This window comes from Bradyrhizobium sp. AZCC 1719, assembly GCF_036924525.1.
Taxonomy (GTDB): domain Bacteria; phylum Pseudomonadota; class Alphaproteobacteria; order Rhizobiales; family Xanthobacteraceae; genus Bradyrhizobium.
The window spans coordinates 7138702-7160401 of the sequence record NZ_JAZHRU010000001.1 but is presented as its reverse complement, the minus strand read 5'-3'; the positions used below and the strand labels follow the sequence as shown (position 1 = coordinate 7160401).

The following is a 21700-nucleotide window of genomic DNA, read 5'->3' as shown; positions in this document are numbered from 1 at the left end:
TGCTCGTTAAGCGCCGGAACCAAAGGTGCGCGTCGCGATTACTCCAAGCGCCAGCAACCCGGGGTTTGAGCGGCTCGAAAATGCGCTCTGCTAACGAATGATCTTATTCTCTCCACGATTGATGGACAGAGTTATCGAGCGAAGATGTCGCTTTCTGAAATCGGCCGTCATCGTGATCGTTCGCAACCCCGCACTGCTAATCGATCCGGTCTTCGCGGTTCGGCGTTCGGTCGAGTTATCCTGCATTGTTTCCGGTTGGGGCTGCGAAGAATGCTGACCGAAGCCCTGGCGCCACGGACACCGCATCAAGCAAACGATCCGGTCGCGAGACCAAAGATTCTGATCGCCGACGAAGATCCGCGGAATTTGATAGCGTTGGAGGCGATCCTGGCGGCTCCTGATCGTGAGGTCATCCAGGCGCAATTCGGGTCGGAAGTGCTGAGCCGCGTCCGCCAGGACGACGTTGCGGTTGTCGTTCTTGATGTTCACATGCCTGACCTTGACGGGTTTCAAGTGGCCGCGCGCATAAAGGCGGATCGTCGCCCGTCGCAGGCTTTCATCATTTTTGTCGCGGCTTGCGGCGACGACGAACTGAGGATCGCAAACGACTATGCTGCCGGCGGGGTCGACTACGTCTTCAGGCCGATCAATCCGACGGTTCTCCGCTCGAAGGTCGACATCCTCATCGATCTACATCGAAAGACCGAGCAGGTACGCTGGCTTGCCGAGCAGGAAAAGCGGTTACTGCTGGAGAACCGGCGCATTCTGAAGGAAAAGATCCTTGCCGAACAGCGATTGCGTGATCGCGAGGAACACCAATCACTCGTACTGAAGTCGCTGCCGATTGCGTTATACACGGCAACCAGCGGCCCCGGTTTGCGACGTTTGCGGTTCACCAACGACAGCATCCGACGATTGTCGGGCTTTTCGAGTTCGGATTTCGTGAGACAACCGAATCTGTGGGAGGCCAGACTCAACCCCGAAGAACACGGTCGGGTGATTCAGGCGTTCGCGAACATCGAAAAGGCGGGCTCCGCGAGCGTCGAGTACCGCTGGCGCTGCGCGGACGGGACCGAAAAGTGCTTTTTTGATCATGCCGTCCTGAGTGAGGTTCGCAAGGACGGCAGCCGCGAGCTCTTTGGATTCTGGCTCGACGTCAGCGACAGAAGATCCCTCGAGACGGATCTTCTGCACGCAAGCAAGCTGGAAGCGGTCGGCCGGCTTACCGGAGGGATCGTTCACGACTTCAGAAACATGCTGAGCGTGGTGATCAGCAACCTCGATCTGCTTCATCTGCTCATTCGCGACAACGGCAGCGCCTGTCGTCGCCTCCGCTCGGCGCTCGAAGGAGCGCAGACATGCGCCGAGTTGACGGGCCGCCTGCTCGCCTTCGTGCGTCGCCGCTCGATCGAGACCGATGTCGTCGATGTGATCGAAGCCGTCGAATCGATCAGGGACCTGCTGGTGTGCGCACTTGGCGCCAACATTCAGATCCGCACGAGCTACGACAAGGACTGCTGGCCCGTTTACGTCGATCGGCCGCAGCTCGAAGCCGCCATCGTCAATCTGGCGATCAATGCGCGGGATGCGATGCCCGATGGCGGCCAACTCAGCCTCTGCGTGAAGAATATTTATCGTGCGGCGGATGACCGAGGTTGCGAGGATCCGGCGACGCGGGAATATGTCCGCATTGTCGTGAGCGATACCGGTGTCGGCATGTTGGCCGAGGTTGCGGAGCAAATCTTCGAGCCATTCTTCACCACAAAGAACGGCGGAAACGGCAGTGGCCTCGGGCTCAGCATGGTCAGGAATTTCGCCAGGCAGTCGAACGGCAACGTCACGGTTCGAAGCGATCCCGGTTGTGGAACTCAAATCTGTCTCGATCTTCCACGGGCGCGATTGGAGGCTCCACCTCAAATCGAACCGACGTTGTTTGATCTGTCCGCATGACAGGTACCCGCTGCAAGCATGCGAACGGATTTCGCCGCGGTGTCTTCATTAGAACGTCATTCAAAAGAGGTTCAACGCACTTGAAATGCTGAATGCGCGCGTTCGCGAAGCGGCCTCACAAGCAGCAGCCGCATCGCCCTCCAAACGATGCGCGCTCAGTTAGGACTGCGTGCTCGCTTGTCGAAACGGTTGAGGCGGCGCGGCGGTCGCCTTGGGAGGACAATGGATGCGGGTGCTCCTGGTCGAAGACGAGCCGAAGGTCGCCGCTGTCATCTCCGATATCCTGAAATTTCACGGCTTCACTGCGGATTCTGTCGGCACCTTGGAGGACGCGTCGGAATCCGTCGCAGTGGTGACCTATGACGCGATCCTCTTGGATCGCAAACTGCCGGACGGCGACGGACTCCATTGGCTTCGCCACCGGCGGCGGTCGGGATGGCCGGTGCCTGCGCTGATCTTGACAGCGGAAATGGACAGCGTCGACGATCGTGTCGAAGGCCTGAACGGGGGCGCCGACGACTACATCCTCAAGCCGGTCAACATGGATGAGCTGATCGCGCGACTGCGCGCCGTGTTGCGGCGACCGACCACTGCGTTTGGACCTGTGATGCGCGCGGGCAATGTCGAGTTCGACCCCGCCGGGCGGCAGGTGTGGATCAACGGCGCCTCGGTCAAGGTGCCGCGGCGCGAGATCTGCCTGCTTGAGGTGTTGATGCGCCGGTTCGGGCGCGTGGTTCCAAAGGCCGCGCTGGAAGAGAGCCTGTTCAGCTATGACAATGAGGTTTCTTCCAATGCGCTGGAAGTCGGCATTTACCGGCTGAGGACTCACCTTTCGAAATCGGGAGCAACGGTTTCGATCAGAACGGACCGCGGCATCGGCTACATTCTCGAACTCGCACGGCCAGCCGTTTCCGACACGACGCATGCAGGCGGCAAGAGCTCGGAAGTGTCTCGAGCCTGATGTGATGGTAACGATTCACTTCGATGACACGAGCGTGGCATCAAAGAGGCGGCTTTGATGTAAGTGTGTTGTGCCGACCACATGTTGTTTCATTTGCAACGTCTGATGCGCGGCGTGTGCTGACCGCGCTGCGATCGATGATTAGAATAAATCATGCAATCCGAAGCTCCACGCACTTCACTCAGTCGGGATCTTGGAGAGCGTGCCTGAAGCTCAACCGAGCGCCAGGAGTCAAAGTCGACCTCACGATGCCCCGCACTGCGTAATTCCGAAAAGGCCGGCGACAAGTGCCGTTGAAGCTTCGACCAACAAGATCCTGGATATTGTTGCTGTGCGTTCTCGTTGGCGCTTCCGGCAGCAACGTATTGGCGGCTGAACAGCCGTCCGTGCGCATGGTTCCCTTGCGCAAGGCAGCGATGCGGGATGCGACGACCGGCGTGGCCGATCGTGGCCAAATTCGTCTGGATGTGGCGCGCGGCCAGACGATACGGCTGTCGCAGCCGGCGAAGACGATCTTTGTCGCCGATCCTGCCATTGCCGATATCCAGACACCCTCCAACGACGCGGCCTTTATCTTCGGGAAGAAGCCCGGTCGAACGAGCTTCTTCGCGCTCGACGACAACCAGCAGGCAATCGCCGAATACGAAGTCGTTGTTACCCAGCCGATCAAGGACCTGCGCGAAATGCTCCGCAACGAGGTCGGCGACTATGCGATCCAGGTGTCCTACACGCCGAACGGTGCGGTGTTGAGCGGCACCGTACCCAGTGCCGACGTTGCGGAAAGCGCAAAATCGATTACGGCGCAATTCCTGGGGCAGGGTGCCATCATCACCAACAGACTGCGCGTAGCCGGCGCATTGCAGGTTAATCTCCAGGTACGGGTCGCGGAAGTGGCCAGAAACGCCGCCAAGGAGTTCGGTTTCAATCTCAACGCGACCGCCGAGACGGGAGGTTTCCGTTTCGGTCTCGTGAATGGCCGAACTGCCGTTGGTCCGGCGGGACAACTTATCCGATCGCCAACGGGAGCCGGTTCTGCCTTTGTCGGATTTAGCGCTGGAGGTACGAACATCTCCGCCGTGCTTGACGCGCTCGCAGCCGAGGGTCTGGTCTCCATTCTGGCGGAACCGAACCTCACTGCGGTCTCCGGCGAGCCTGCAAGCTTTCTCGCAGGCGGCGAGTTTCCGATACCGGTCGCCCAGGGGCTGGACCGCTTCAGCGTCGAATTCAAGCGCTTCGGCGTCAGCCTTGAATTCATCCCGACCGTCCTTGCCGGCGAAATGATCAGCGTTCGGGTCAAGCCGGAAGTCAGTGACATTTCGAGTCACGGCCAGGTCCAGATCAATGGCTTTACCATTCCAGCCCTTGCGACACGGCGTGCCGATACGGTCGTTGAACTCGCAAGCGGGCAAAGCTTTGCGATCGGCGGCCTGATCCGCAAAGGCTTCAGCACCAATATCTCGGCATTCCCCTGGCTAGGCGATATCCCTGTGCTCGGCGCGCTATTCCGCTCGAGCAACTTCCAGAAGGACGAAACCGAACTCGTCATCATCGTTACGCCTTACATCGTGCGGCCCGCTATCAGTGCGACACGCGTCCAGGCGCCGACCGACCGTGTCGCGCCACCCTCCGACGTCGATCGCGTTTTGCTGAACAGGGTTGGGTCACCGCCGCCGGGACGTCAGGCGCCGAAGGCGAAAGTTACGCGACCGCTCCAAGATGGCTTTATTCTCGAATGACGAGGGGAATCCGGATGCGCACGACCATGATGTTCCTGGCCGTCGGCCTGTTCGCGCCGCTGCTCTCGGCCTGTCATGCCTATGTCGAGACGCCGCCAGCCGCCCTGGTCGAACCCGCGCCGCATATCCTTCTGCTCTCCAGCGGCTCACGTGGTGCGCTGACATCGGCAGACCAGCGCCGCCTGGAAGACTTCATCTATACTGCGAGCTCTGGCCGGCTCGATGCCATCCATGTGCACGTCATCGGGATCGATCCGCGCGCACGTTACGCAGTGAGGCGAAGCACCATCCGCATGGGCGTCACGCCCTTCAAGGTGAAGGAAGTCAACGAGCCGGCCGACGAGCGCCATCGCTTCGCGATCCGCGTCGTTGCCGTGCGCTACACAGCACTTGCGCCGGGATGTCCGTCGCTGGAGATCACGGCGTCGCCGAACGAAAATCATTTCGAACCGACGCTCGGTTGCTCGAATCTTTCGAACCTCGCCACCATGGTCAACGACCCGAAGGATCTGCTGGAAAGTTCCGCGGTGCCGCCGTCCGATGGCGAGCGCGCCGCTATTCCGGTGACGCGCCATCGCACGTTCAGCGGCAATTCCGTTCTCACGCCACAGACAGCCGGACGTGGAGCGGTTCTCGTCAACGTTCCGCCCTCCAACCCGGCGACGCCGGCCGGTGGCGCAGGCGGCGCGCCCGCCCAGTAGCGTAGTCCAGGGCCGAGCGGTTGTGCCGCGGATCTGATATCCTGCGCCGCCAGGGCTGGTCGATACTCTGACTCAGATGCGCGTTAGGGTATCTTGATGTGTTGCATGCGCAGCAATTGAACCAAACGATTATTGTTCGTTTTCGCAGGAGCGATCATGAATAAGGGTCTTCTGGTGACGATTCTTGTGACTCTCACCGGTACGGCGGCGGCTGCGCAGGCTCCCACCAAAGACGCGCTCATCGCCCGCGCGAAATCATTCGAACTCGATACGCCCTATGTGCCGCCGCCAGGCGATCCCTTGACGCATCACGCGGCCGGATATGCGAAGGTCATGTGCTCCGCTGTATTCATGACCGGCCTGGCGCCCGATTTCGCAGCCGGCAATGTTGGGTTTTTCACGGCGCCCTACGGACAGCGCGCGAAGCTCGGCAAGCCGGTCATCGATCGCGCCAACAAGGCGGTCCACGTCACGCTCCCTAGCGGCGTGACGCGGACGGCCAAACATCTCGGGAGCCAGGGTTGCGTCACGTTCCCGATCGGCGAGACCGCCATCAATTTCAAGCCGGTCGCCGTCAAGAGCCGATTGCCCGATCCTGCGAGCCAAATGTGGCCCATGGGCAACATGCTGCCGCAGGAGCCGCTGCCGACAGAGATCGACGCCGAGAAACTCAAAGCTGCTGTGAATGCCGCGTTCCAGCCGGCCGAAGGATTGACCGCGGCGTTCGTTGTGACGTGGAAAGGCCGCCTCATTGCCGAGCGCTACGCGCAAGGTGTTACGGCGCAGACGCCGCTCGAAAGCTGGTCCATGGGCAAGAGCGTCACGGCAGCGCTCTTTGGCATTCTGGTCAAAGACGGCGTCTATGATTTGGACCAGCCGGCACCGATCCCTGAATGGCAAACGCCAGGCGACCCGCGCGCCAAAATACGCATTGCGGATCTCCTTCGCATGTCGAGCGGGCTTCGGATCAGGGCGCCCCTAGACCCGGATTATGACCCGACGGGGCCTTACCCGGATCACGTCTATCTCTATACCGGCGGCATCGATTCCTTTCACTACGCGGCGACACGGCCATTGCAATGGCCTCCCAACACGGTAGGACGCTATCGCAACACCGATCCGGTCCTGATCAACTATCTGATCCGGCTCGCTGTCGAAAAACGCGGCGACGAATATCTCTCATTTCCTCAGCGGGCGCTGTTCGACAAGCTCGGCATCCGCACCATGGTGATCGAAACTGATCCGTTCGGAAATTTTCTAGGGCAAGGTTATGGGGTTGGCTCCGGGCGCGATTGGGCGCGGCTTGGCAATCTCTATCTTCAGGGGGGCGTTTGGAACGGTGAGCGCATTCTCCCAGAGGGCTACACCACATTCGTCAGCACACTTGCGCCTGCCTGGGCCGCGGACAATCGGCCGATCTATGGAGCCTTTTTCTGGCTCAACGGCGACGGGCAATATCCAGTCCCGCGCGATGCCTACTACATGGCGGGCGCTGGCGGGCAAACCACACTGATCATTCCCTCGCACGATCTCGTCGTCGTGCGTCTCGGGCACTATCGGGGCCAATCTTACGCCGCTTCCGGCTTCAGCAAAGCGCTCGAGCTGCTGATCGAGGCGGCGCCAAAAGCACAAAAGGGCCCGAGCCCCTGAGTTTGGCAACAGAGGACACGACGGGCCAAGCGAGAAAAGCAAAAATATTGAAAATCGTGGCATCGAGGTTATCGGGAAATGAGACGTGTCGTTCATGCTGACCAGTCCGCTCTCGATGGAATAGGAGACATTGATAAGCCGACTTGAGTCGGTAATACGCACCAAAACGGACGTCCGCCAACGTCTATAGATTTATGAGTTCGTTCACGCTCCTAGACGAGGCCGGCGGCCAGCATTGCCCGGGCGACCCGTTCGAACTGCTGGCTTGCGATGGCGCTGCCGAGCCGCGGCTTGCGCCGCAGGCCGCGGGCAAGCGCCGCATCCGGGACAACCGGAATGCGGGCGGATGCTGCAATGTCCAGAAGCGATTGGGCGGCTGCGCCGCTAGCACGGCAGACGACGATGGGCACGGATGTTTCGCCCCTGATATAGCGAAGGCCGATCACTACGCCGTCGCCGCGCACGAACAGCGTGGCATGGCGCGGACCGATCGCGGGTTCCTGGGCCTGCTGCTCACGTTGGCGCCGGCGCGCGCTGCGTACCAGCGGATTGCCTTCCTGATCCTGCAGCTCGCGCTTGCTTTCCGTGATCGTCATACGCATCTCGCGCAGGAACAGCCAGCGCTGAAGCAGAATGTCAATCAAGCCGGTCGTCAGGAGGAAGGCAATGCCGATGCCGAGCAGCAACTGCGCCATGCTGCCGAACACGAAGCCGATGCAGCCTTCGCCGCAGATCGGCAGCCGGACCAGCGTGTTCAGCGTGCCTGCCAACACGATGACGAAGGTGGATCCGAGCAGAACGCCCTTAACGACGGTCTTGGCAAGCTCAATCCAGTTCCTGAGCGCGAAGATCCGTTTGAACCCGGTGAACGGGTTGATGTGTTCCAGATCCGGGGTCATCGGCACGAGCGAGAACAAGAGGCCGCGATTGATGATGAGGTTGGCAAGTATTGCAGCCGCGACAGCGACCGTCAGCAGCGGCACAACCGTTCGCCAGCACAAAGCGATCAGCGCTGCGCCCAGTTGCGGCAGCGCTACCTGAAACGGTTCGTTTTGCATACCAACGGCGAGCAGCAGCACGTCCCGCCAAAGGCCAACGATACTCGCCGAGAATGCCCACAGATACGCGATCGCCGCCACCGCACCGACCGCGCTGACGAAATCGTGGCTGTGGGATATCTTTCCCTTCTTGCGCGCGTCCTGAAGCTTCTTCGTCGAAGGCGGGAGCGATTTTTGCTCGCTGGCATCGCTCATTGCAGGAACCGCTCGAGCTGACCCCTGACGCCGTGCGTACCCGCCAGCTCGTCCCGCATATAGTTCATGAGATATGTCGCGTAGATGCCGATGAAGACCACGAACACCACGTTCTTCAGGGTCGGCGGCAGATCATACGCGTTCAGTTGCGGAGCGGACCGGCCGATCAGCATCACCGACAGATCGAGCAGCAGGAACAGTGCGATGACCGGGCCACCGACCAGCAGCGCGTAGCCGAGGATGTGATCGAGGGCCTTGGCAATCGAAAGGGCGTTGTCGAGCGTGAGCCTGGGCGTAAAGCTCGTCACGGGCCAGATTGCGTAGCTGTCGTAGAGAGTTCCGGCCACAATGCGCAGGCCATCCGCGGCGACGAAGACGGCGATCGCGCTGATGCCGAGAAACAGGCTGAGCGACGACGCTTGCGACCGCGTTGCAGGATCGAAGGCCTCCTCGTTGGTCACGCCACGCTGCTCGTCGACCAGCTCGCCCACCGCCTGGACGGCCCAGAACGGCACGCCGAACATGAAGCCGATGAGCCCGCCCACCATCAGCTCCTTCATCGCGATCAAGACAAGTTGGGCGTTCTGGTGCGGCCCCAGCGCCCCGATGCTGTCGGTCACGTGCCACATTACGGGAAGACCCATGGCGAGCGCAAAGCCCGACCGGATGACGCCGCCGAGCTCCGCCTTGGTGAACACCGGGAACACCAGAGCGATGCCCAGGGTCCGCATGGCGGCGATGCCGAGGCCCAGCAAAGCCGTCAACGCGCCGTCAATGAACTGCTGAAAATCCGCCGATGAGAGCAGTGACGTCATCGCGGTCGACTATCCCTCACAAACGCGTGGTGAGCGCAGGAAATTCCGTGAACAGACGCCGGGCATGATCGATCAGCGGGCCGGCAAGCAGCGGAGAAAGCAAGCCGAGTACGGCGACGACAACGAGCAGCTTGACGGTCTGCGGTAGCGTCTGGTCCTGGACCTGTGTGGCGGCCTGCAGGATCCCGACGATCAGTCCGGCCACCAACGCCGCCAGCAATGGCGGCAACGTCAGCACGAGAAACAGGCTGAGCGATGTGCTCATGTGCGTCAGAATGCTGGCTTCTTCCATGAGAGCGTCCTCCGCTATTGCGCATAACTCAGGACGAGCCCGTGCATCAGCCGCGACCAGCCATCGATTGCAATGAATAGGAACAGCTTGAACGGAACTGAAATCACCGTCGGCGATACCAGCGACATGCCCATTGCCATCAGGATGGTCGTCACCACGAGATCGATGGTGATGAACGGAAGATAGAGCAGAAAGCCGATCTCGAAGGCACGCTTGAGTTCGGCGAGCAGAAAGGAAGGGGCAAGGATGGAAATGTCATCCTCGCTCGCGCGATTACGCATGTCGGCCGGCCATACGCGTTCGGTGGCGGTAAGGAAGAATTGCCGCTCTTCCGGCCTGGTAAAGCGTTTCAGATAGTCACGCACGGGTTCCTGGGCGCGCTTCACCGCGACGCCCCAATCATCGAACGTCTTGTACTGCAGGGTCGGATCGTTCAGTTGCCCGTAGACCTGCTCGATGATGGGGGAGCTGATATAGACGGTGAGGATCAGCGCGGCGCCATACAGGACGATGTTCGGAGGCACTTGCTGCGCGCCGAGCGCGTTGCGAACGAGGAACAGCACGACCGAGATCTTCAGGAATGAGGTCGTCGTCACGACGACGAAGACCAGCAATCCCAAGCCGAAGGTGATCGCGATAAGCGCAAGTATGCCGGGCTGTATGTCAGCCATGGTCGAACAGGCGAACAAGGCGAACGCCGAGACCATCACCGACACGCACAATCTCGCCGCGGCCGATGCGGCGGCCGTTGGCGACGATGTCGACGGGGTCATCCGGCGAACGTGCGAGCGGAAAGACATAGCCGGGCGCTATCGTGCGGAGTTGCTCCAGTTCGACGGTCTGTCGACCCAGTTCGAACGTCAACTGAACTTCGAGATCGCCGAGATCATCCATCTCGACGACGCCGGATGTGCCCTTGCCATCCATCGCATTGATCTCCCGAATTGACTTGCTGTGCTGAAGCGCGGATTGAACACGCGCTCCGTTTTGTTCCAGGCGCGCGATAGCCCGATATCGATGCCCGAACGTGAGAGCAACTTCGCCGCGCTCGAATGGAAATTCGTCCGGTATCAGCACGTCGCCATGGTGCAGGTCTTGCAGCGTGCGCACCGGCAGCCGTACGGCGCCTGCGCCGAGGATCGTGACGATGGGAACGAATGTCTGCGGCAACGACAATCTTGCCGGCGCGACATGCTGGAAGAGCTTGACGAAGTCCTCGACGACGTGACCGTCGAATTCAAGCGCAAGCTCAAGGAGATCGCCACCCAGCGTGCCGCGAAAGACTAGCCAGCGCGACTGCGGACCGGGTCTCGGGAGATCGCCGGCCGCCCGGCGGGAAGATGACCGAAGCGCGAGCGGCGTGCCGGTGTACATCTCGATTTTCGCGAGCAGGGGAGCCAGCGCAAGTTCCATAAGTAGAGACAGAGCCGGATCGCTCGGCGGATCGTCGGAAAGCTCCGGCTGAATTCGCTCCAACAGGCGGCGCACGGGTGCGAAGGCAAGCGTAGCGATTGCTTGAGCGTCTCCCCAGCTCAGGATCGCTTCGAAACGATCGTCTGCCGTGGCGGCCGGCGCAGACGTGTAGGTGGGCGACAGGTCAAATTCGATCGGCAGGCCTTCGATGGAGCCCCTGAACGGCGCGCGCCGGACGGAACAAGCGTTCAGGACGGCTAAATCCGGCAGTTCGCACAGCATTCGCGGTTGCCATGGCGCGACGCCGGTCTTCTGCGGCTGCTCTCGGTGGGTCGCAAGCGCTCCGTCGGCACTCATCACGGCCATTCACTCCGGCCGCCGGGCCTACTCACATACCTAATGCTGCGCTGTTCTTCCGCGTCCAGTTCGTCGATCAGCGCCATGTGAGAACGGAAGGCATCCTCAAGCTTGCCCTGCAGCAGGCGTGCTTTTCTGACTTCACGAAACCGCACGCGATACTCGGCCGTGGACCGGAGCAACTCGCTCTCGCTGCGCGCGAGCGCCGCGCTCGCCGTCTCCGCGAGGCGGCTTGCGCCTTCCACCGCTGCGCCCAGTCGGACCAGCTCGTCGTGCCGCCGATACAGCATGTCGATCGTAACGCGCGCGGTGCATGCGAGATCGCGGTAGTAACGCTGCTCGCCAAGCCTTCGATCGTCCTCCGCGGAAGCAAGCGCGGCCGCCGCCGCCTCGTTTGCCGAGCGTGCCCCGTCGCGCGCCGTGGCATCCGCCTGCATGAGGCGGCAAGCCTGCTGCTCGCGCAACGCGCGGTAGCGCGACAGCGCGCGCATATTGGTCATGAGGTGAGGCGTGCCATCCATCGTCTGGTTTCCTCGAAGGTTGTCCGCTCATCGGCCGGCTGCCTCAGGAACGATCGAATGTTGTCGATCTTCGCGACGGCCTCGTCGGCCACTTTGTCTGCTCCTTGTTTGTACTCGCCAACCTGGATCAGGAACTCGATTTCCGCGTAGCGGGCGAGCAGGGCGCGCAGCTTGCCGGCGTCGATGCCATGTTCGCGGGAGACCACCGCTTCCATCAGCCGGCTGCGGCTTGCGAGGATGTCGACGGCCGGAAAGTGGCCTGAACTCGCGAGCGTGCGCGATAGAACGATGTGGCCGTCGAGAATGCCCCGCGTCTCTTCGGCGATCGGATCACCGGTGCCATCGCCTTCGACGAGAACGGTGTAGAAGGCCGTCACCGAGCCGCGCTCACCCATGCCTGCGCGCTCGATCAATTGCGGCAGGGTCGCGAAGATAGATGGCGGGAAGCCGCGGCGGGTTGGTGGTTCACCTGCGGCCAGGCCAATTTCGCGCGCCGCGCGGGCAAAGCGGGTGATGCTGTCGATCAAGAGCAGGACGCGGCGCCCGCTGTCGCGGAAATGTTCGGCAATCGCAGTTGCGGCATAGGCCGCCTTGAGCCGTTCGATCGGCGACCTGTCCGATGTGGCGACGACGAGGACGGCCCGCTTCAACCCCGCCTCGCCGAGCTGCCGCGTGATGAACTCCCGCACTTCGCGTCCGCGTTCGCCGATCAGGCCGATCACTGCGACATCGGCGTCCGCATTCTTGACGATTTGGGCGAGCAGCCAGGACTTGCCGCTTCCCGGCTCTCCGTAGATGCCGACGCGCTGGCCTTCGCCGCAGCTAAGCAGCCCGTCAATCGCACGCAATCCGACGCTGAATGAACGATCGATCATCTGCCGCGTGAGCGGATTGGGGGCCGGACCATGCAGGGAACGGACATTCTCGCGACGGTTGATCGGCGCGCCGCCGTCGAGCGCGCGCCCGAGGCTGTCGATGACGCGCCCTAGAAGGGCGTCGCCAACCGGTGTCGTCATGGTCTGGCCGGTCGGTATCACCTCGCTCCGCATCGACAGCCCATGCAGTCCGCCGATTGGCGTGAGCAGCACGCCCTTGCTGGTGAAACCCACGACCTCGGCGTTGATCGAGTGCCCGGCCTGGGCGTCCGCTATGGTGCACAATTCGCCGATGCGGACATTGGGCACGACGGCGTGAACGAGCGTGCCAACCGCCTTGGTGACGCGACCCCGCACCGGCCGGGTGTCAATCTGTTTGACGGCGTCATGCAGCCGCGGCAGGTGCGACGCGAAGCGAATGGATAACCGTTCCTCGGTCATGAGGCGTGCTGTCCATTGCTGCCGGCGATCTCGATCGCGCTCAGCCGCTGCTGCAGGTCGTTCCGCAGCGCCCGGCTCTGCGCCGCCAGACCGATCTCGATGTTGCCGGCCTGCGTCACGATCTGACAATCGCCGGGGGCGATGCCGGCATCGGCCTCGACGCGCAGCAAGTGCACGTCGCAAGAGCCGTCCTCGTCAAGCGATCGGCGCAGCGGCTCGACCATCTCGGGCGCGACGCGCAGACATATCTCCGACCCGGCCAGCGTCGTCACCGCCTGGTGAACGGCCCGCGTCACGAACTCGACCTCGTCGAACGTGCCGAGAATGTGCTCGACGATGACCATGATCATGGATGGAACGGCACGCTCGATCTCACCGAGATAGCGCGTGGCCTCTCCGGCCAGGTTCGTCGCGAGCTGCGCGGCCTCGCGGCTACCCGCCTCGCGACCCTCAAGAAACCCCCGCTGCCTTTCCTGCTCGTAGGCAGCCTGGGCCAGCTCCTGCATCGATTTCAGATAGTGGTGGGCTGCATCGACCGCGCGCGCCGCCTCGCGCCAATGGTTGAACTCCTCAGCTCGCACGACGGGGCCGCGTGGCTTCAATTTGGGACGCGCCGGCGGCTCAAGCGGAGGCATTCATCGACTCGTCAAGTTCTGACAGCACAGGATCAATCAGGCCGAGCGCCAGTCTCCGCTGCGCGTCGCTCCATTCGGAAGACTCAGCGCTTTCAGGCGGCAGCCGGACACATAATTGCTGCCGCATTGGCTGCGGAAAGGACGAAAACCAGACGCCAAGGCACGCATATCCGTCGCGCGTGATTCGTTCGGCCAAAGCGCCGGACGCGACGGAATGCAGTGCGGGCGCGAAGCCCTCACGGCGCAAACCGAATGCATGGGCGCGCTGCCCGATTTGGGCGACAAGATCGGCGACGTCGCGGCCGCGGATCATTTGCCGAAGCGACCGGGCGTGCCAGGCAGCGCCGGCCAGCGACGATGCCTGCTTCAGATCGACCTGGAACAGACGTTCGAATGTCGCTCGCCGGTTCGCCAACGCAGTCGCATCGTCTGCGGGCATATCGCCCGGGCCGTCGACCTCCGGCCGGATCAGCAACGGCGCAATTCGGGCATGCAGACGAGGGCAGCCCTGCAGGCGGCCGATGACGGCGACGGAGAGCCGGCTGTCGAGCGTATCCGCCAGTCTTCGCGGATGAGCGGCGAGAACGAGCCGCGCGGCATCAGGCGGAGCCATTTCCTTCCATTCGGAGCGTAGGGTAGATTCGGTTGACATGAAGTCCTTTGCCGGAAACGCCAACCTCAGGCAGCACGCTGCGCGACCGCCTGATCGGCGCTACGATCATTCGAGGAGAGACTTTTTATTCTTGGTGGATCATTGCGGGCGGCGCCGGACGCTTGCGACGAACCGCCGCGCGCGTGTCGTTCCTGGCGGCGGCCGAGCCAGAAGGCCAGCGCCCCGGTCAGGAGCAGCGCGGCGCCCGCGAGGGAAAGATAGAGCGCTTGAGACGAACCAGCCGGCCGGGCTGCCATCAGTCCGGCTTGAGTTGCTGCGCCGACCGTCGTTGGCGCAGCAACGTCAATGGAAGGACGTTCCACCGGAACGAGCACAACCGACACCTTTTCGTAGGACAGTCCTTCGATGCTGTTCGCCACCAGCATCTTGACATGCGGCAGCAACGATTTCAGCGGTGCGCGCGCATCGTGACGAATGAACACCGACGCAGATGACGGCGTCGCATCCTGACGCAACAAGTCGTTCTTTGGAAGAACAACGTGAATTCTGGCGGAAAGAACGCCATCAATGTCGGAGATCGTGCGCGACAGCTCTTCGCTCAGCGCGTAGATAAAGCGCGCGCGCTCCTCCGTCGGTGACGAGATCAGGCCGCTGCTCTTGAAGACCTCTCCCATGTTGGTGAACGTCCTGCGCGGCAAGCCGTTTGCCTTGAGAAGCTCGATCGCTTGCGGGAGCTGGTTTTCTGCGACGCTGATCTGACTGGTGCCGTCCTTGGCGAACGAGCGCTCGGCTGAAATGCCGTATTTGTGCAGGAGCGCAATCATGTTGTTGGCTTCGCGCTCGTCCAGCTTGGAATAAAGCTCCGTCTGGCATCCTGCCAGAGTACAAAACACGACCGCGAGCACGACCAGTTTCACCACGGCACGGACGGCGATCATATGGGTCTCCGCTTGAGGTCGGGAATATCCAAGCCGCTGCTCACGCCGAGGACATCAGTTTGTTCATCGAAGTGGTGAAGGCGCCGGTACTCTTGGTCATCAAGCCAACCTGAATGGATTGCTGATAGACTTGTTCGAAGTTGCGAATCATGACGTTGAAGGCGTCATCCGGCCTCGTCGCACCGTTTAGCGGCGCAGCGGCGGGTCCGCGCGGAAGTCCAGCGCCCGCGAGCGCGACCGGCGAGGCATCGGTTGCGGAATGGGAATTCGCCGTGCGCAGCCTCTGATCGCCGCGATAGAGTGTTTCCAGCCGATCCAGCACGTGATGTCCCAGTCCGTCATGTGGATTTCTCGGCAATGACGTCAGCGGATACTCTCGCACGGCCGCCACACGTGTGGCCTCGTGCCTGCTTTCCTGTGCGCGTGCCGACGCGTGGGATGTGGCGGTGTTGCTCGCCTCCGACGATGCGTTTGCGACCACGCGGGAAAATGCACCCGCGGCATCGCCAGCCGGCGCGGCGCTTCCAGACAGGGGCGCCGTGGTGGAAACTGCACCATTGATAGCCGCCAGCGGATCGAAGGACATGTTTTCGCCTCGGCTTGATGTTCGAGAAGCTGCTCTTGCATTGCATGCGGTGCAGGGAAGGCTATTGAGGCTAGCTGACCGGAAAGTGACGAGATCATCGCCGCCGTTCCGAACCTGGTGTCATCGATTCGATATGTGTGTCGGATAACGATCGGGGAGACGGCTTGCAGAACGACGGATGTATGACGCCAAGAACGGTGCCCGAGCAGAGTTCCAGCGCCGCGCGCGACAAGGGGCGTGGTTTTGTTGCACGCCTCGTTGCAGCGAGCTTTGTTGTTGCGGGCTTGAGCGTCTCGGCGTCGCTGCTGTTGTCCTCGAGAGCGCTCGCCGCGCACCTCAAACTGCCCGACACCACTTACACTTACACGGTTATTAACCAGGATCTGTCGGCGGCGCTTCTGGAGTTCGGCAGCAATCTCAGTATCAAGGTCAATGTGAGCCAGGAGATCCGCGGCCGCATTCAGGGCCGGCTCCCTGACCTTGCGCCGCTGGCCTTCCTGAACAGGCTGGCCTCACTCTTTAATCTTGAGTGGTACTTTGACGGACAGGTGCTGCATGTCACCTCGGCCCGCGAATCGCAAAGCAGGTTGCTTGTTCCCGGTCCGGTATCCTTTGAACAGCTTGCGTCGACGCTTGCGGCGTTCGACGTCGCCGACGAGCGATATGCGGTGAGGCCGGCTCCTAATACGCAGCTTGTTCTGGTGACGGGACCGCCGCGATTCGTGGCGTTGGTCGAGCAGACCCTCAATGGGTTGATCGCCGAGGAGCAAGCGCGCCCAAAGCCCGCCGGCGTGCGAGTGGAATCGACGCCTCCGCAGGATACGTTCTTGACCGTTTTTCGCGGTTCGCAGACCACTATCCTTCGTAACGGACGATTGGAGGCGACCTTCGGCCCGAACGAATCCTCAGGCACATCAGCCGGACGCGAGCAGCCTGGTGGACGTGACGGCGATCCCGGTAGCCCCAACCGACGCTAAAGTCCGCGCTGAGCGGTTGTCCACATCCTCTATTTCTCCTTCCTCAAAAAGCCGACCTCTCGTCAGCTTCCCGAAAGCTGACGCTCATAGCGTGTGCGCCATGAGGTCTGTTGCGAAAAGAAAATCGCAAGACGCCTCATCGGTCGGCTGCGGTGATCTACCGATAGCCTGATCGCATTCAACTCCGCGTATCGCGCCGGCCAGATCGTCCGTCGCGCCACGAGATGAACGAAGGAGAATTCGTCATGGGTGTACTCGGAGCGATTGGACAGATCGCGGGAGGCATTTTCGGCGGTCCTGTCGGCAGCATGGTCGGCGGAGCCGTTGGCGGCGCGATCGAAGGCAATGGCGGCGGTGGAGAGTCGCAAGCCTTCGAGGCGGAACTGCAGAAGGCCATCGGCATGATGTCGGTGCAGCCGCTCATGGACATCATGGATATGGGCCGGGAAGCGCTTGAGGAAGAAGAGGATTCTTAAGGTTAGAGCGTCGTTCGTGAAGAACATGCGCTCGATGAGGTGCGATTCGAACACAAGGCTTCAGGTTGCCGCCTCTGCGCGGCAGCCTGATGGACGTCGCGTCGTGGCTCGACAGCAGTCGGAGGCCAAGGCGTGACGAAGACGGCAAAGACATCCAGGACATCAACGACAGGAGATGAACAATGGGCGGAGTACTAGGTGGTGTCGGCAACGTCGTGAACGCGGCGGCGGGTGCCGTCGCTGGCGGCGGTAACGGCGGCGGCGCGGCCGGCGGCGATTTCCAGGCCATGATGGACCAGCTCAAGCAGACGTATCAGGAATCCATGCAGAAGAGCATGGAGCTGCGTCGCCTGCAGGTCGACCAGAACACGCAGAAGAAAGTGGCCGACGAGCGCGTTCAGTAATCGTCTGCTCAGACATCGCGGTGCGCGCTCCATGGCGCGCATCGCGCACTCGTCTTCATTCCGAGCCCGCCTCGGAACCGCCTTGCAGAACGCGGGGCTTCCAGCCACGAAGAATCGGAGCGAGCCATGTCGTTACCGCCCAATTGTCTGACAATGTCAATTGAGTCCGGGCTGTATGCCGGTTCGTCGCATGCCTTCGCGCCCGGGCGTTACACGATCGGCAGCTCGATGGATGCCGACATCGTGCTCATGGAAGCCGACGTCGAACGCCTTCATGCCTTGATCGATACCTCCGGAGCCGAGCTTCAGGTCGAGGCGTTGGCGGGCAGGATTTCGGTCGGCCCGCAGAAGTATCTTGCAGCCGGAGCACGACAGGCGGTTGCAACGCCTTTGCGAATGAACATTGGCGCCGCGCAGTTGCATTTCAGCCGCGCCGACGATCCGGCCCCGCAATCGCGCGGCGGCCTGTTCGGCGTTTCAATGTCGCGGTCGCGTTTGCTGATGGGGGTGGGACTGGTCAGCATCCTCTCGATCGCATTGATGATGCACTCGCTGGCGGACGCGCCGATTTCGCAAACGGCCGGTGCGATTCACGCGGATCTGCGGCAGACTTGGCTCGCTTCAGCCGCGAACCCGACCGATATCCCGGTGACTGGGATCGTCAGACAGGCGGTGCAGCGTGAGCGCGAAGGTGGCCTTAGCATTCCCGATCCCGGATCCGACGCGGTCAAGGCTGCGGCCGATGCCATGCGGGCGGAAGTCGAGCGCATGGGCATCCTGAATGTTCTGGTCGAGCCTGGGGTCGGAATCGTCGCCGCGACCGGGACCATCGATCCGAAGGCTGCGGCGCAATGGCAGACCGTTCAAAGATGGTTCGACGAACGCTTTGAAGGCGACATCACGCTTGTGAACGGCGTCAGCGTCAGGGCAGAAAAGGTCCCGCTGTCGCTGTCCATCGAAGGCGTGTGGCGCGGAGCCCATCCTCACCTTCTCATCAGAGGTCAGAAGTACCTCGAGGGCGCCATGCTCGATGGCGGATGGGCGATCGAGCGCATCGAGGCCGAGAAAGTCCTGCTGCGGCGCGAGGGGAAGCTTGTCGCAGTTCGTTACTGATGCGTTCACCTTGACCGGAGCGGGGTGCGGACGATGCCCAAGCTGACCAGCCTGCCGCCCGCCGTGCGCCTCGACGCCGCGATCGAACGAACGCTCGCCGCGCCGGGCCTTGACAGCGTCACCCGCAGGCATCTGGACGAGGCGCAAACCATCATTTCGCGGGCCGATCGGCCCGACGCCGCTTCGGGCTTTGCAGGTCGAAATCTGGTCGACGCGCTGATGACATTCGTGATGCCGCGGCTGCGCAATCCGCACGTCCTGCAGGCCGAGCGCCATCGCGCGTTGCTCGAGCAACTGCAGTCGGACCTTGCAGGCAGCGCAGACGAGCGACTCGTTCGCGAGGGGGTGCTAACCATCCGGCGCGAACTCAAGCGGCTGTCGCAATTGCGCCAGAACAGCAACAGCCTGGTCGAAGGTTAGCCCGCCATGCGTGGCGTGATGCGGAAGCCCGACCCGTCCGACGATCAGCCGCCGCATCGTTCAGGCGCGATTGTCGGCTCCGACCAGCGCGATCTGCTCTCCGCGCTCGCCTACGTCTATGTGGCCTGCGGACAATGCCGCCGCGCGCTTGCACTGCTACGCCTCGTCGTGCGGGCGCGGCCGGACGATGTCGAAGCAATCAGGATAATGGCGTACGCGCACCTCGCGAACAAGGACGGGGCGGCCGCGCTCGCCGCCATCGATCGCCTGGACGATCTGGATACCAATCCGGCATCGGAGGCGCCGCTTCTGTTGCTGCGAAGCCATGCGCTGCGTCTCGAGGGGCAGATGGCCGACGCACGCCGGCGATTTGATCAGTTTGTAGTTGCCCGATCGCATGGAGGGCGCGAATGATGGAACGACTGAAGACGCTGGTCGCCCGGGCGCCCGGCAGTCCGGATTTGATGATCGCGCTGGTGCTCATACTCACCGTCGCGATGATGATCCTCCCCATGCCATTGCTGCTGGTCGACCTGCTGATCGGCTTCAATCTCGGATTTGCAGTTCTGTTGCTGATGGTGTCGCTCTATGTGCTGAGCCCGCTCGAATTCTCTACATTGCCGGGCATCATATTGCTGTCGACGGTCTTCCGGTTGGCGCTCACCATCAGCACGACCCGCCTCATTCTCACCCAGGCCAATGCAGGCGACATCGTCCGGACATTCGGCGAATTTGTCATCGCCGGCAGCGTTCTGGTCGGCCTGGTGGTCTTCCTGATCATCACGGTGGTGCAGTTCATCGTCATCGCGAAGGGCGCGGAGCGCGTCGCCGAAGTAGGTGCGCGCTTCATTCTCGATGCGCTGCCGGGAAAGCAGATGGCGATCGACGCCGAAGTGCGAAATGGCGACATCGATCAGGTCGAGGCAAGGCGCCGGCGCGGTCGCCTCGAGCAGGAAAGCCAGCTCTACGGGGCGATGGACGGCGCCATGAAGTTCGTCAAGGGCGACGCCATCGCCGGGCTGGTCGTCATTGTCGTGAACCTGATCGGCGGCATCGCGGTCGGCACGTTGAGCCGCGGCATGCCGTTGGTTCAAGCTGTGCGCGAGTACACCTTGCTGACGATCGGCGATGCGCTGATTTCGCAAATTCCCGCATTGATGCTTTCGATTACCGCGGCGACGGTCGTCACGCGAGTAACGGGCGACAGCCGGCTGGACCTCGGACGCGATATCGCCGGCCAGCTATCCGCAGATCGGCGCGCGCTGTGGCTGGCTGCCATCGTCCTGCTTGCCATGGGCTTGATCCCCGGCTTTCCGACGGCGGTATTCCTGGTGCTTGCGCTTGCGTTCGGCGCCGGAAGCCTGGTCGCAGGAACGAGATCGAATGCGGGCGACGAGGATGCGGGGATCGCCAAAGAAGACATGGCGAGAGCAGGCGACGCGCGCGCGAACGCCCCGTCGCGCACGCGAGAGATGCGCCAGGCGGCGCCTGCAGAAGCGCCGCCGGTCATCGTTCTGCTGGCGGACGATCTGCGCTCCACGGCAGAGATGCAGAATCTGCGATCGAAGCTTGATGCTTCGCGTGCCAGTTTGGCCGATACGCTGGGCATTCTGATACCGGAGGTTGGCGTCGTTTTCGATTCGACGCTTGGCACGTCACGATTTCGGATCGAGGTGGAAGGCGTACCGGTTGAGGAGGGTTACGTGGATCCGCAGCGGCTGCTGCTGTGTGACGATCCCGTGAATTTGGAACTCGCCGGCATCTCGGCGCAGACCGATGGCGATGCCAGATCGTCCGATCAGGTCTGGATCGATGCAGCACACGAGAGTTCGCTGTCGGCGGCCGGCATCGGCTACTGCGACTGCACGGATGTCATCGCGGCCCGTGCGCAAGAGGTGCTCGCGCGCAATGCTGCACGATTTATCGGCATTCAGGAAACCAGGGCGCTGCTCACGCGGCTGGAAGGCCGGTATGGCGAACTTGTGAAGGAAGTGACGCGTGCCACCCCGGTGCAGAGGATCGCCGATGTGCTGCGGCGCTTGGTCGACGAAGGCGTCTCGGTCCGCAATCCGCGGCTGGTCCTCGAAGCGCTCGCCGAATGGGGCGAAAAGGAGCCGAATGTCGTGCTTCTGACCGAGTACGTCCGCGCCGCACTGAAGCGGCAAATCTGTCATAAATATGCGAACGCCCACAGGATTGTACCTGCCTACATGATCGAGCGTGCTGCAGAAGACACGATCCGCAGCGCAGTCCGTGATACCGCGGTCGGTCCCTATCTCGTTCTGGAGGACAAGGTTTCGGAAGGGCTCTTGCAAAGGGTTCGCCGCATCGGAGCAAATGCGCATTCGGATCGCAATCGGCCGGTGATTTTGACGTCAATGGATATCCGCCGCTTCGTGCGCGGCTTCCTCGTGCGCAACGGTCTGGACATTCCTGTGCTTTCATATCAAGAGTTGGCGAGCGACTTTACCATTCAGCCGGTCGGTACGATTGGACTCGCCGGGAGCTTTGGCTCCGATACGGCTCCGCGATCTGGATCGTTTCCACAGGGTGTCGTACCGGCCGTCGGATGA

The 21700-nt window shown here is 62.0% G+C and carries 23 protein-coding genes; 12 read left to right on the top strand and 11 right to left on the bottom strand.

The genetic code is table 11. From position 1 onward, the window contains the following. The first annotated feature begins 144 nt into the window (after nt 1-144). The 5 genes from V1292_RS33740 to V1292_RS33720 all read left to right on the top strand — a co-directional run bounded on the left by V1292_RS33740 (nt 145) and on the right by V1292_RS33720 (nt 6998). Nucleotides 145-1950, top strand: coding sequence for an ATP-binding response regulator (locus V1292_RS33740; protein WP_334376886.1), 1806 nt, complete (start codon nt 145-147; stop codon nt 1948-1950). A 226-nt stretch (nt 1951-2176) separates the two neighbouring features. Beyond that, complete coding sequence (locus tag V1292_RS33735; protein WP_334376885.1) at nt 2177-2911, top strand: response regulator transcription factor; 735 nt, start codon at nt 2177-2179, stop codon at nt 2909-2911. 326 nt (nt 2912-3237) lie between these two features. Next, nucleotides 3238-4647, top strand: coding sequence for a type II and III secretion system protein family protein (locus V1292_RS33730; protein ID WP_334376884.1), 1410 nt, complete (start codon nt 3238-3240; stop codon nt 4645-4647). Between the two features lie 14 nt (nt 4648-4661). Next, complete coding sequence (locus V1292_RS33725) at nt 4662-5348, top strand: CpaD family pilus assembly lipoprotein (RefSeq protein WP_334376883.1); 687 nt, start codon at nt 4662-4664, stop codon at nt 5346-5348. Between the two features lie 156 nt (nt 5349-5504). Beyond that, entirely contained in the window at nt 5505-6998 is a 1494-nt protein-coding gene (locus V1292_RS33720; protein WP_334376882.1) for a serine hydrolase domain-containing protein, read from the top strand. A 212-nt stretch (nt 6999-7210) separates the two neighbouring features. Here the strand turns inward: V1292_RS33720 and V1292_RS33715 are convergent, their stop codons facing one another. Genes V1292_RS33715 through V1292_RS33665 form a run of 11 tightly spaced genes read right to left on the bottom strand, consistent with a single transcriptional unit; the run spans nt 7211 to nt 15737 of the window. Continuing rightward, nucleotides 7211-8251: an EscU/YscU/HrcU family type III secretion system export apparatus switch protein gene (locus V1292_RS33715; RefSeq protein WP_334376881.1), complete on the bottom strand. Its 1041-nt coding sequence runs from the start codon at nt 8249-8251 to the stop codon at nt 7211-7213. Then, nucleotides 8248-9066 carry a type III secretion system export apparatus subunit SctT gene (gene sctT, locus V1292_RS33710; RefSeq protein WP_334376880.1) on the bottom strand — a complete coding sequence of 273 codons (819 nt, stop codon included), beginning with the start codon at nt 9064-9066 and terminating at the stop codon, nt 8248-8250. Before sctT ends, V1292_RS33715 begins: the two co-directional genes overlap by 4 nt. A gap of 16 nt (nt 9067-9082) precedes the next feature. After that, nucleotides 9083-9358 carry an EscS/YscS/HrcS family type III secretion system export apparatus protein gene (locus V1292_RS33705; protein WP_028346779.1) on the bottom strand — a complete coding sequence of 92 codons (276 nt, stop codon included), beginning with the start codon at nt 9356-9358 and terminating at the stop codon, nt 9083-9085. 14 nt (nt 9359-9372) lie between these two features. Next, on the bottom strand, nt 9373-10029 hold the full coding sequence (gene sctR, locus V1292_RS33700) for a type III secretion system export apparatus subunit SctR (protein ID WP_334377234.1): 657 nt from the start codon (nt 10027-10029) through the stop codon (nt 9373-9375). Continuing rightward, on the bottom strand, nt 10022-11128 hold the full coding sequence (gene sctQ, locus V1292_RS33695; protein ID WP_334376879.1) for a type III secretion system cytoplasmic ring protein SctQ: 1107 nt from the start codon (nt 11126-11128) through the stop codon (nt 10022-10024). Before sctQ ends, sctR begins: the two co-directional genes overlap by 8 nt. Next, on the bottom strand, nt 11128-11649 hold the full coding sequence (locus V1292_RS33690; RefSeq protein ID WP_334376878.1) for a hypothetical protein: 522 nt from the start codon (nt 11647-11649) through the stop codon (nt 11128-11130). Before V1292_RS33690 ends, sctQ begins: the two co-directional genes overlap by 1 nt. Beyond that, the gene (gene sctN / locus V1292_RS33685) at nt 11625-12965 is read right to left on the bottom strand and encodes a type III secretion system ATPase SctN (RefSeq protein WP_334376877.1); all 1341 of its coding nucleotides are present in this window, start codon (nt 12963-12965) and stop codon (nt 11625-11627) included. Before sctN ends, V1292_RS33690 begins: the two co-directional genes overlap by 25 nt. Next, nucleotides 12962-13567 (bottom strand): type III secretion system stator protein SctL, encoded by a 606-nt coding sequence (gene sctL, locus V1292_RS33680; RefSeq protein ID WP_334376876.1) that lies wholly within the window; start codon nt 13565-13567, stop codon nt 12962-12964. Before sctL ends, sctN begins: the two co-directional genes overlap by 4 nt. Before the next feature lie 19 nt (nt 13568-13586). After that, the gene (locus V1292_RS33675; RefSeq protein WP_334376875.1) at nt 13587-14252 is read right to left on the bottom strand and encodes a hypothetical protein; all 666 of its coding nucleotides are present in this window, start codon (nt 14250-14252) and stop codon (nt 13587-13589) included. Between the two features lie 26 nt (nt 14253-14278). Further along, nucleotides 14279-15151 (bottom strand): type III secretion system inner membrane ring lipoprotein SctJ, encoded by an 873-nt coding sequence (sctJ, locus tag V1292_RS33670; protein WP_334376873.1) that lies wholly within the window; start codon nt 15149-15151, stop codon nt 14279-14281. Nucleotides 15152-15191: 40 nt separating this feature from the next. Continuing rightward, nucleotides 15192-15737, bottom strand: coding sequence for a nodulation protein NolB (locus V1292_RS33665; protein WP_334376872.1), 546 nt, complete (start codon nt 15735-15737; stop codon nt 15192-15194). Nucleotides 15738-15901: 164 nt separating this feature from the next. Here V1292_RS33665 and V1292_RS33660 point away from each other — a divergent pair, with 164 nt between their 5' ends. From V1292_RS33660 to sctV, 7 genes are all read left to right on the top strand, one after another. Then, on the top strand, nt 15902-16714 hold the full coding sequence (locus V1292_RS33660; RefSeq protein WP_334376871.1) for a secretin N-terminal domain-containing protein: 813 nt from the start codon (nt 15902-15904) through the stop codon (nt 16712-16714). Between the two features lie 245 nt (nt 16715-16959). Further along, nucleotides 16960-17190: a hypothetical protein gene (locus tag V1292_RS33655; RefSeq protein WP_334376870.1), complete on the top strand. Its 231-nt coding sequence runs from the start codon at nt 16960-16962 to the stop codon at nt 17188-17190. Nucleotides 17191-17372: 182 nt separating this feature from the next. Beyond that, the gene (locus V1292_RS33650; RefSeq protein ID WP_334376869.1) at nt 17373-17594 is read left to right on the top strand and encodes a nodulation protein NopA; all 222 of its coding nucleotides are present in this window, start codon (nt 17373-17375) and stop codon (nt 17592-17594) included. Nucleotides 17595-17747: 153 nt separating this feature from the next. Continuing rightward, nucleotides 17748-18707 (top strand): SctD/MshK family protein, encoded by a 960-nt coding sequence (locus tag V1292_RS33645; RefSeq protein ID WP_334376868.1) that lies wholly within the window; start codon nt 17748-17750, stop codon nt 18705-18707. Nucleotides 18708-18740: 33 nt separating this feature from the next. Further along, nucleotides 18741-19127 carry a hypothetical protein gene (locus V1292_RS33640; RefSeq protein ID WP_334376867.1) on the top strand — a complete coding sequence of 129 codons (387 nt, stop codon included), beginning with the start codon at nt 18741-18743 and terminating at the stop codon, nt 19125-19127. Nucleotides 19128-19133: 6 nt separating this feature from the next. Beyond that, nucleotides 19134-19541 (top strand): histidine kinase, encoded by a 408-nt coding sequence (locus V1292_RS33635; protein ID WP_334376866.1) that lies wholly within the window; start codon nt 19134-19136, stop codon nt 19539-19541. Then, on the top strand, nt 19538-21700 hold the full coding sequence (gene sctV, locus V1292_RS33630; RefSeq protein ID WP_334376865.1) for a type III secretion system export apparatus subunit SctV: 2163 nt from the start codon (nt 19538-19540) through the stop codon (nt 21698-21700). The genes V1292_RS33635 and sctV overlap by 4 nt, the downstream gene beginning before the upstream one ends.

What these genes read in the sequence shown, in the direction of transcription:
- V1292_RS33740 (WP_334376886.1), top strand. Translation starts at nt 145, where the DNA reads ATGTCGCTTTCTGAAATCGGCCGTCATCGTGATCGTTCGCAACCCCGC.
- V1292_RS33735 (WP_334376885.1), top strand. Translation starts at nt 2,177, where the DNA reads ATGCGGGTGCTCCTGGTCGAAGACGAGCCGAAGGTCGCCGCTGTCATC.
- V1292_RS33725 (WP_334376883.1), top strand. Translation starts at nt 4,662, where the DNA reads ATGCGCACGACCATGATGTTCCTGGCCGTCGGCCTGTTCGCGCCGCTG.
- V1292_RS33720 (WP_334376882.1), top strand. Translation starts at nt 5,505, where the DNA reads ATGAATAAGGGTCTTCTGGTGACGATTCTTGTGACTCTCACCGGTACG.
- V1292_RS33715 (WP_334376881.1), bottom strand. Translation starts at nt 8,251, where the DNA reads ATGAGCGATGCCAGCGAGCAAAAATCGCTCCCGCCTTCGACGAAGAAG.
- sctT (WP_334376880.1), bottom strand. Translation starts at nt 9,066, where the DNA reads ATGACGTCACTGCTCTCATCGGCGGATTTTCAGCAGTTCATTGACGGC.
- V1292_RS33705 (WP_028346779.1), bottom strand. Translation starts at nt 9,358, where the DNA reads ATGGAAGAAGCCAGCATTCTGACGCACATGAGCACATCGCTCAGCCTG.
- sctR (WP_334377234.1), bottom strand. Translation starts at nt 10,029, where the DNA reads ATGGCTGACATACAGCCCGGCATACTTGCGCTTATCGCGATCACCTTC.
- sctQ (WP_334376879.1), bottom strand. Translation starts at nt 11,128, where the DNA reads ATGAGTGCCGACGGAGCGCTTGCGACCCACCGAGAGCAGCCGCAGAAG.
- V1292_RS33690 (WP_334376878.1), bottom strand. Translation starts at nt 11,649, where the DNA reads ATGGATGGCACGCCTCACCTCATGACCAATATGCGCGCGCTGTCGCGC.
- sctN (WP_334376877.1), bottom strand. Translation starts at nt 12,965, where the DNA reads ATGACCGAGGAACGGTTATCCATTCGCTTCGCGTCGCACCTGCCGCGG.
- V1292_RS33675 (WP_334376875.1), bottom strand. Translation starts at nt 14,252, where the DNA reads ATGTCAACCGAATCTACCCTACGCTCCGAATGGAAGGAAATGGCTCCG.
- sctJ (WP_334376873.1), bottom strand. Translation starts at nt 15,151, where the DNA reads ATGATCGCCGTCCGTGCCGTGGTGAAACTGGTCGTGCTCGCGGTCGTG.
- V1292_RS33665 (WP_334376872.1), bottom strand. Translation starts at nt 15,737, where the DNA reads ATGTCCTTCGATCCGCTGGCGGCTATCAATGGTGCAGTTTCCACCACG.
- V1292_RS33655 (WP_334376870.1), top strand. Translation starts at nt 16,960, where the DNA reads ATGGGTGTACTCGGAGCGATTGGACAGATCGCGGGAGGCATTTTCGGC.
- V1292_RS33650 (WP_334376869.1), top strand. Translation starts at nt 17,373, where the DNA reads ATGGGCGGAGTACTAGGTGGTGTCGGCAACGTCGTGAACGCGGCGGCG.
- V1292_RS33645 (WP_334376868.1), top strand. Translation starts at nt 17,748, where the DNA reads ATGTCAATTGAGTCCGGGCTGTATGCCGGTTCGTCGCATGCCTTCGCG.
- V1292_RS33640 (WP_334376867.1), top strand. Translation starts at nt 18,741, where the DNA reads ATGCCCAAGCTGACCAGCCTGCCGCCCGCCGTGCGCCTCGACGCCGCG.
- V1292_RS33635 (WP_334376866.1), top strand. Translation starts at nt 19,134, where the DNA reads ATGCGTGGCGTGATGCGGAAGCCCGACCCGTCCGACGATCAGCCGCCG.
- sctV (WP_334376865.1), top strand. Translation starts at nt 19,538, where the DNA reads ATGATGGAACGACTGAAGACGCTGGTCGCCCGGGCGCCCGGCAGTCCG.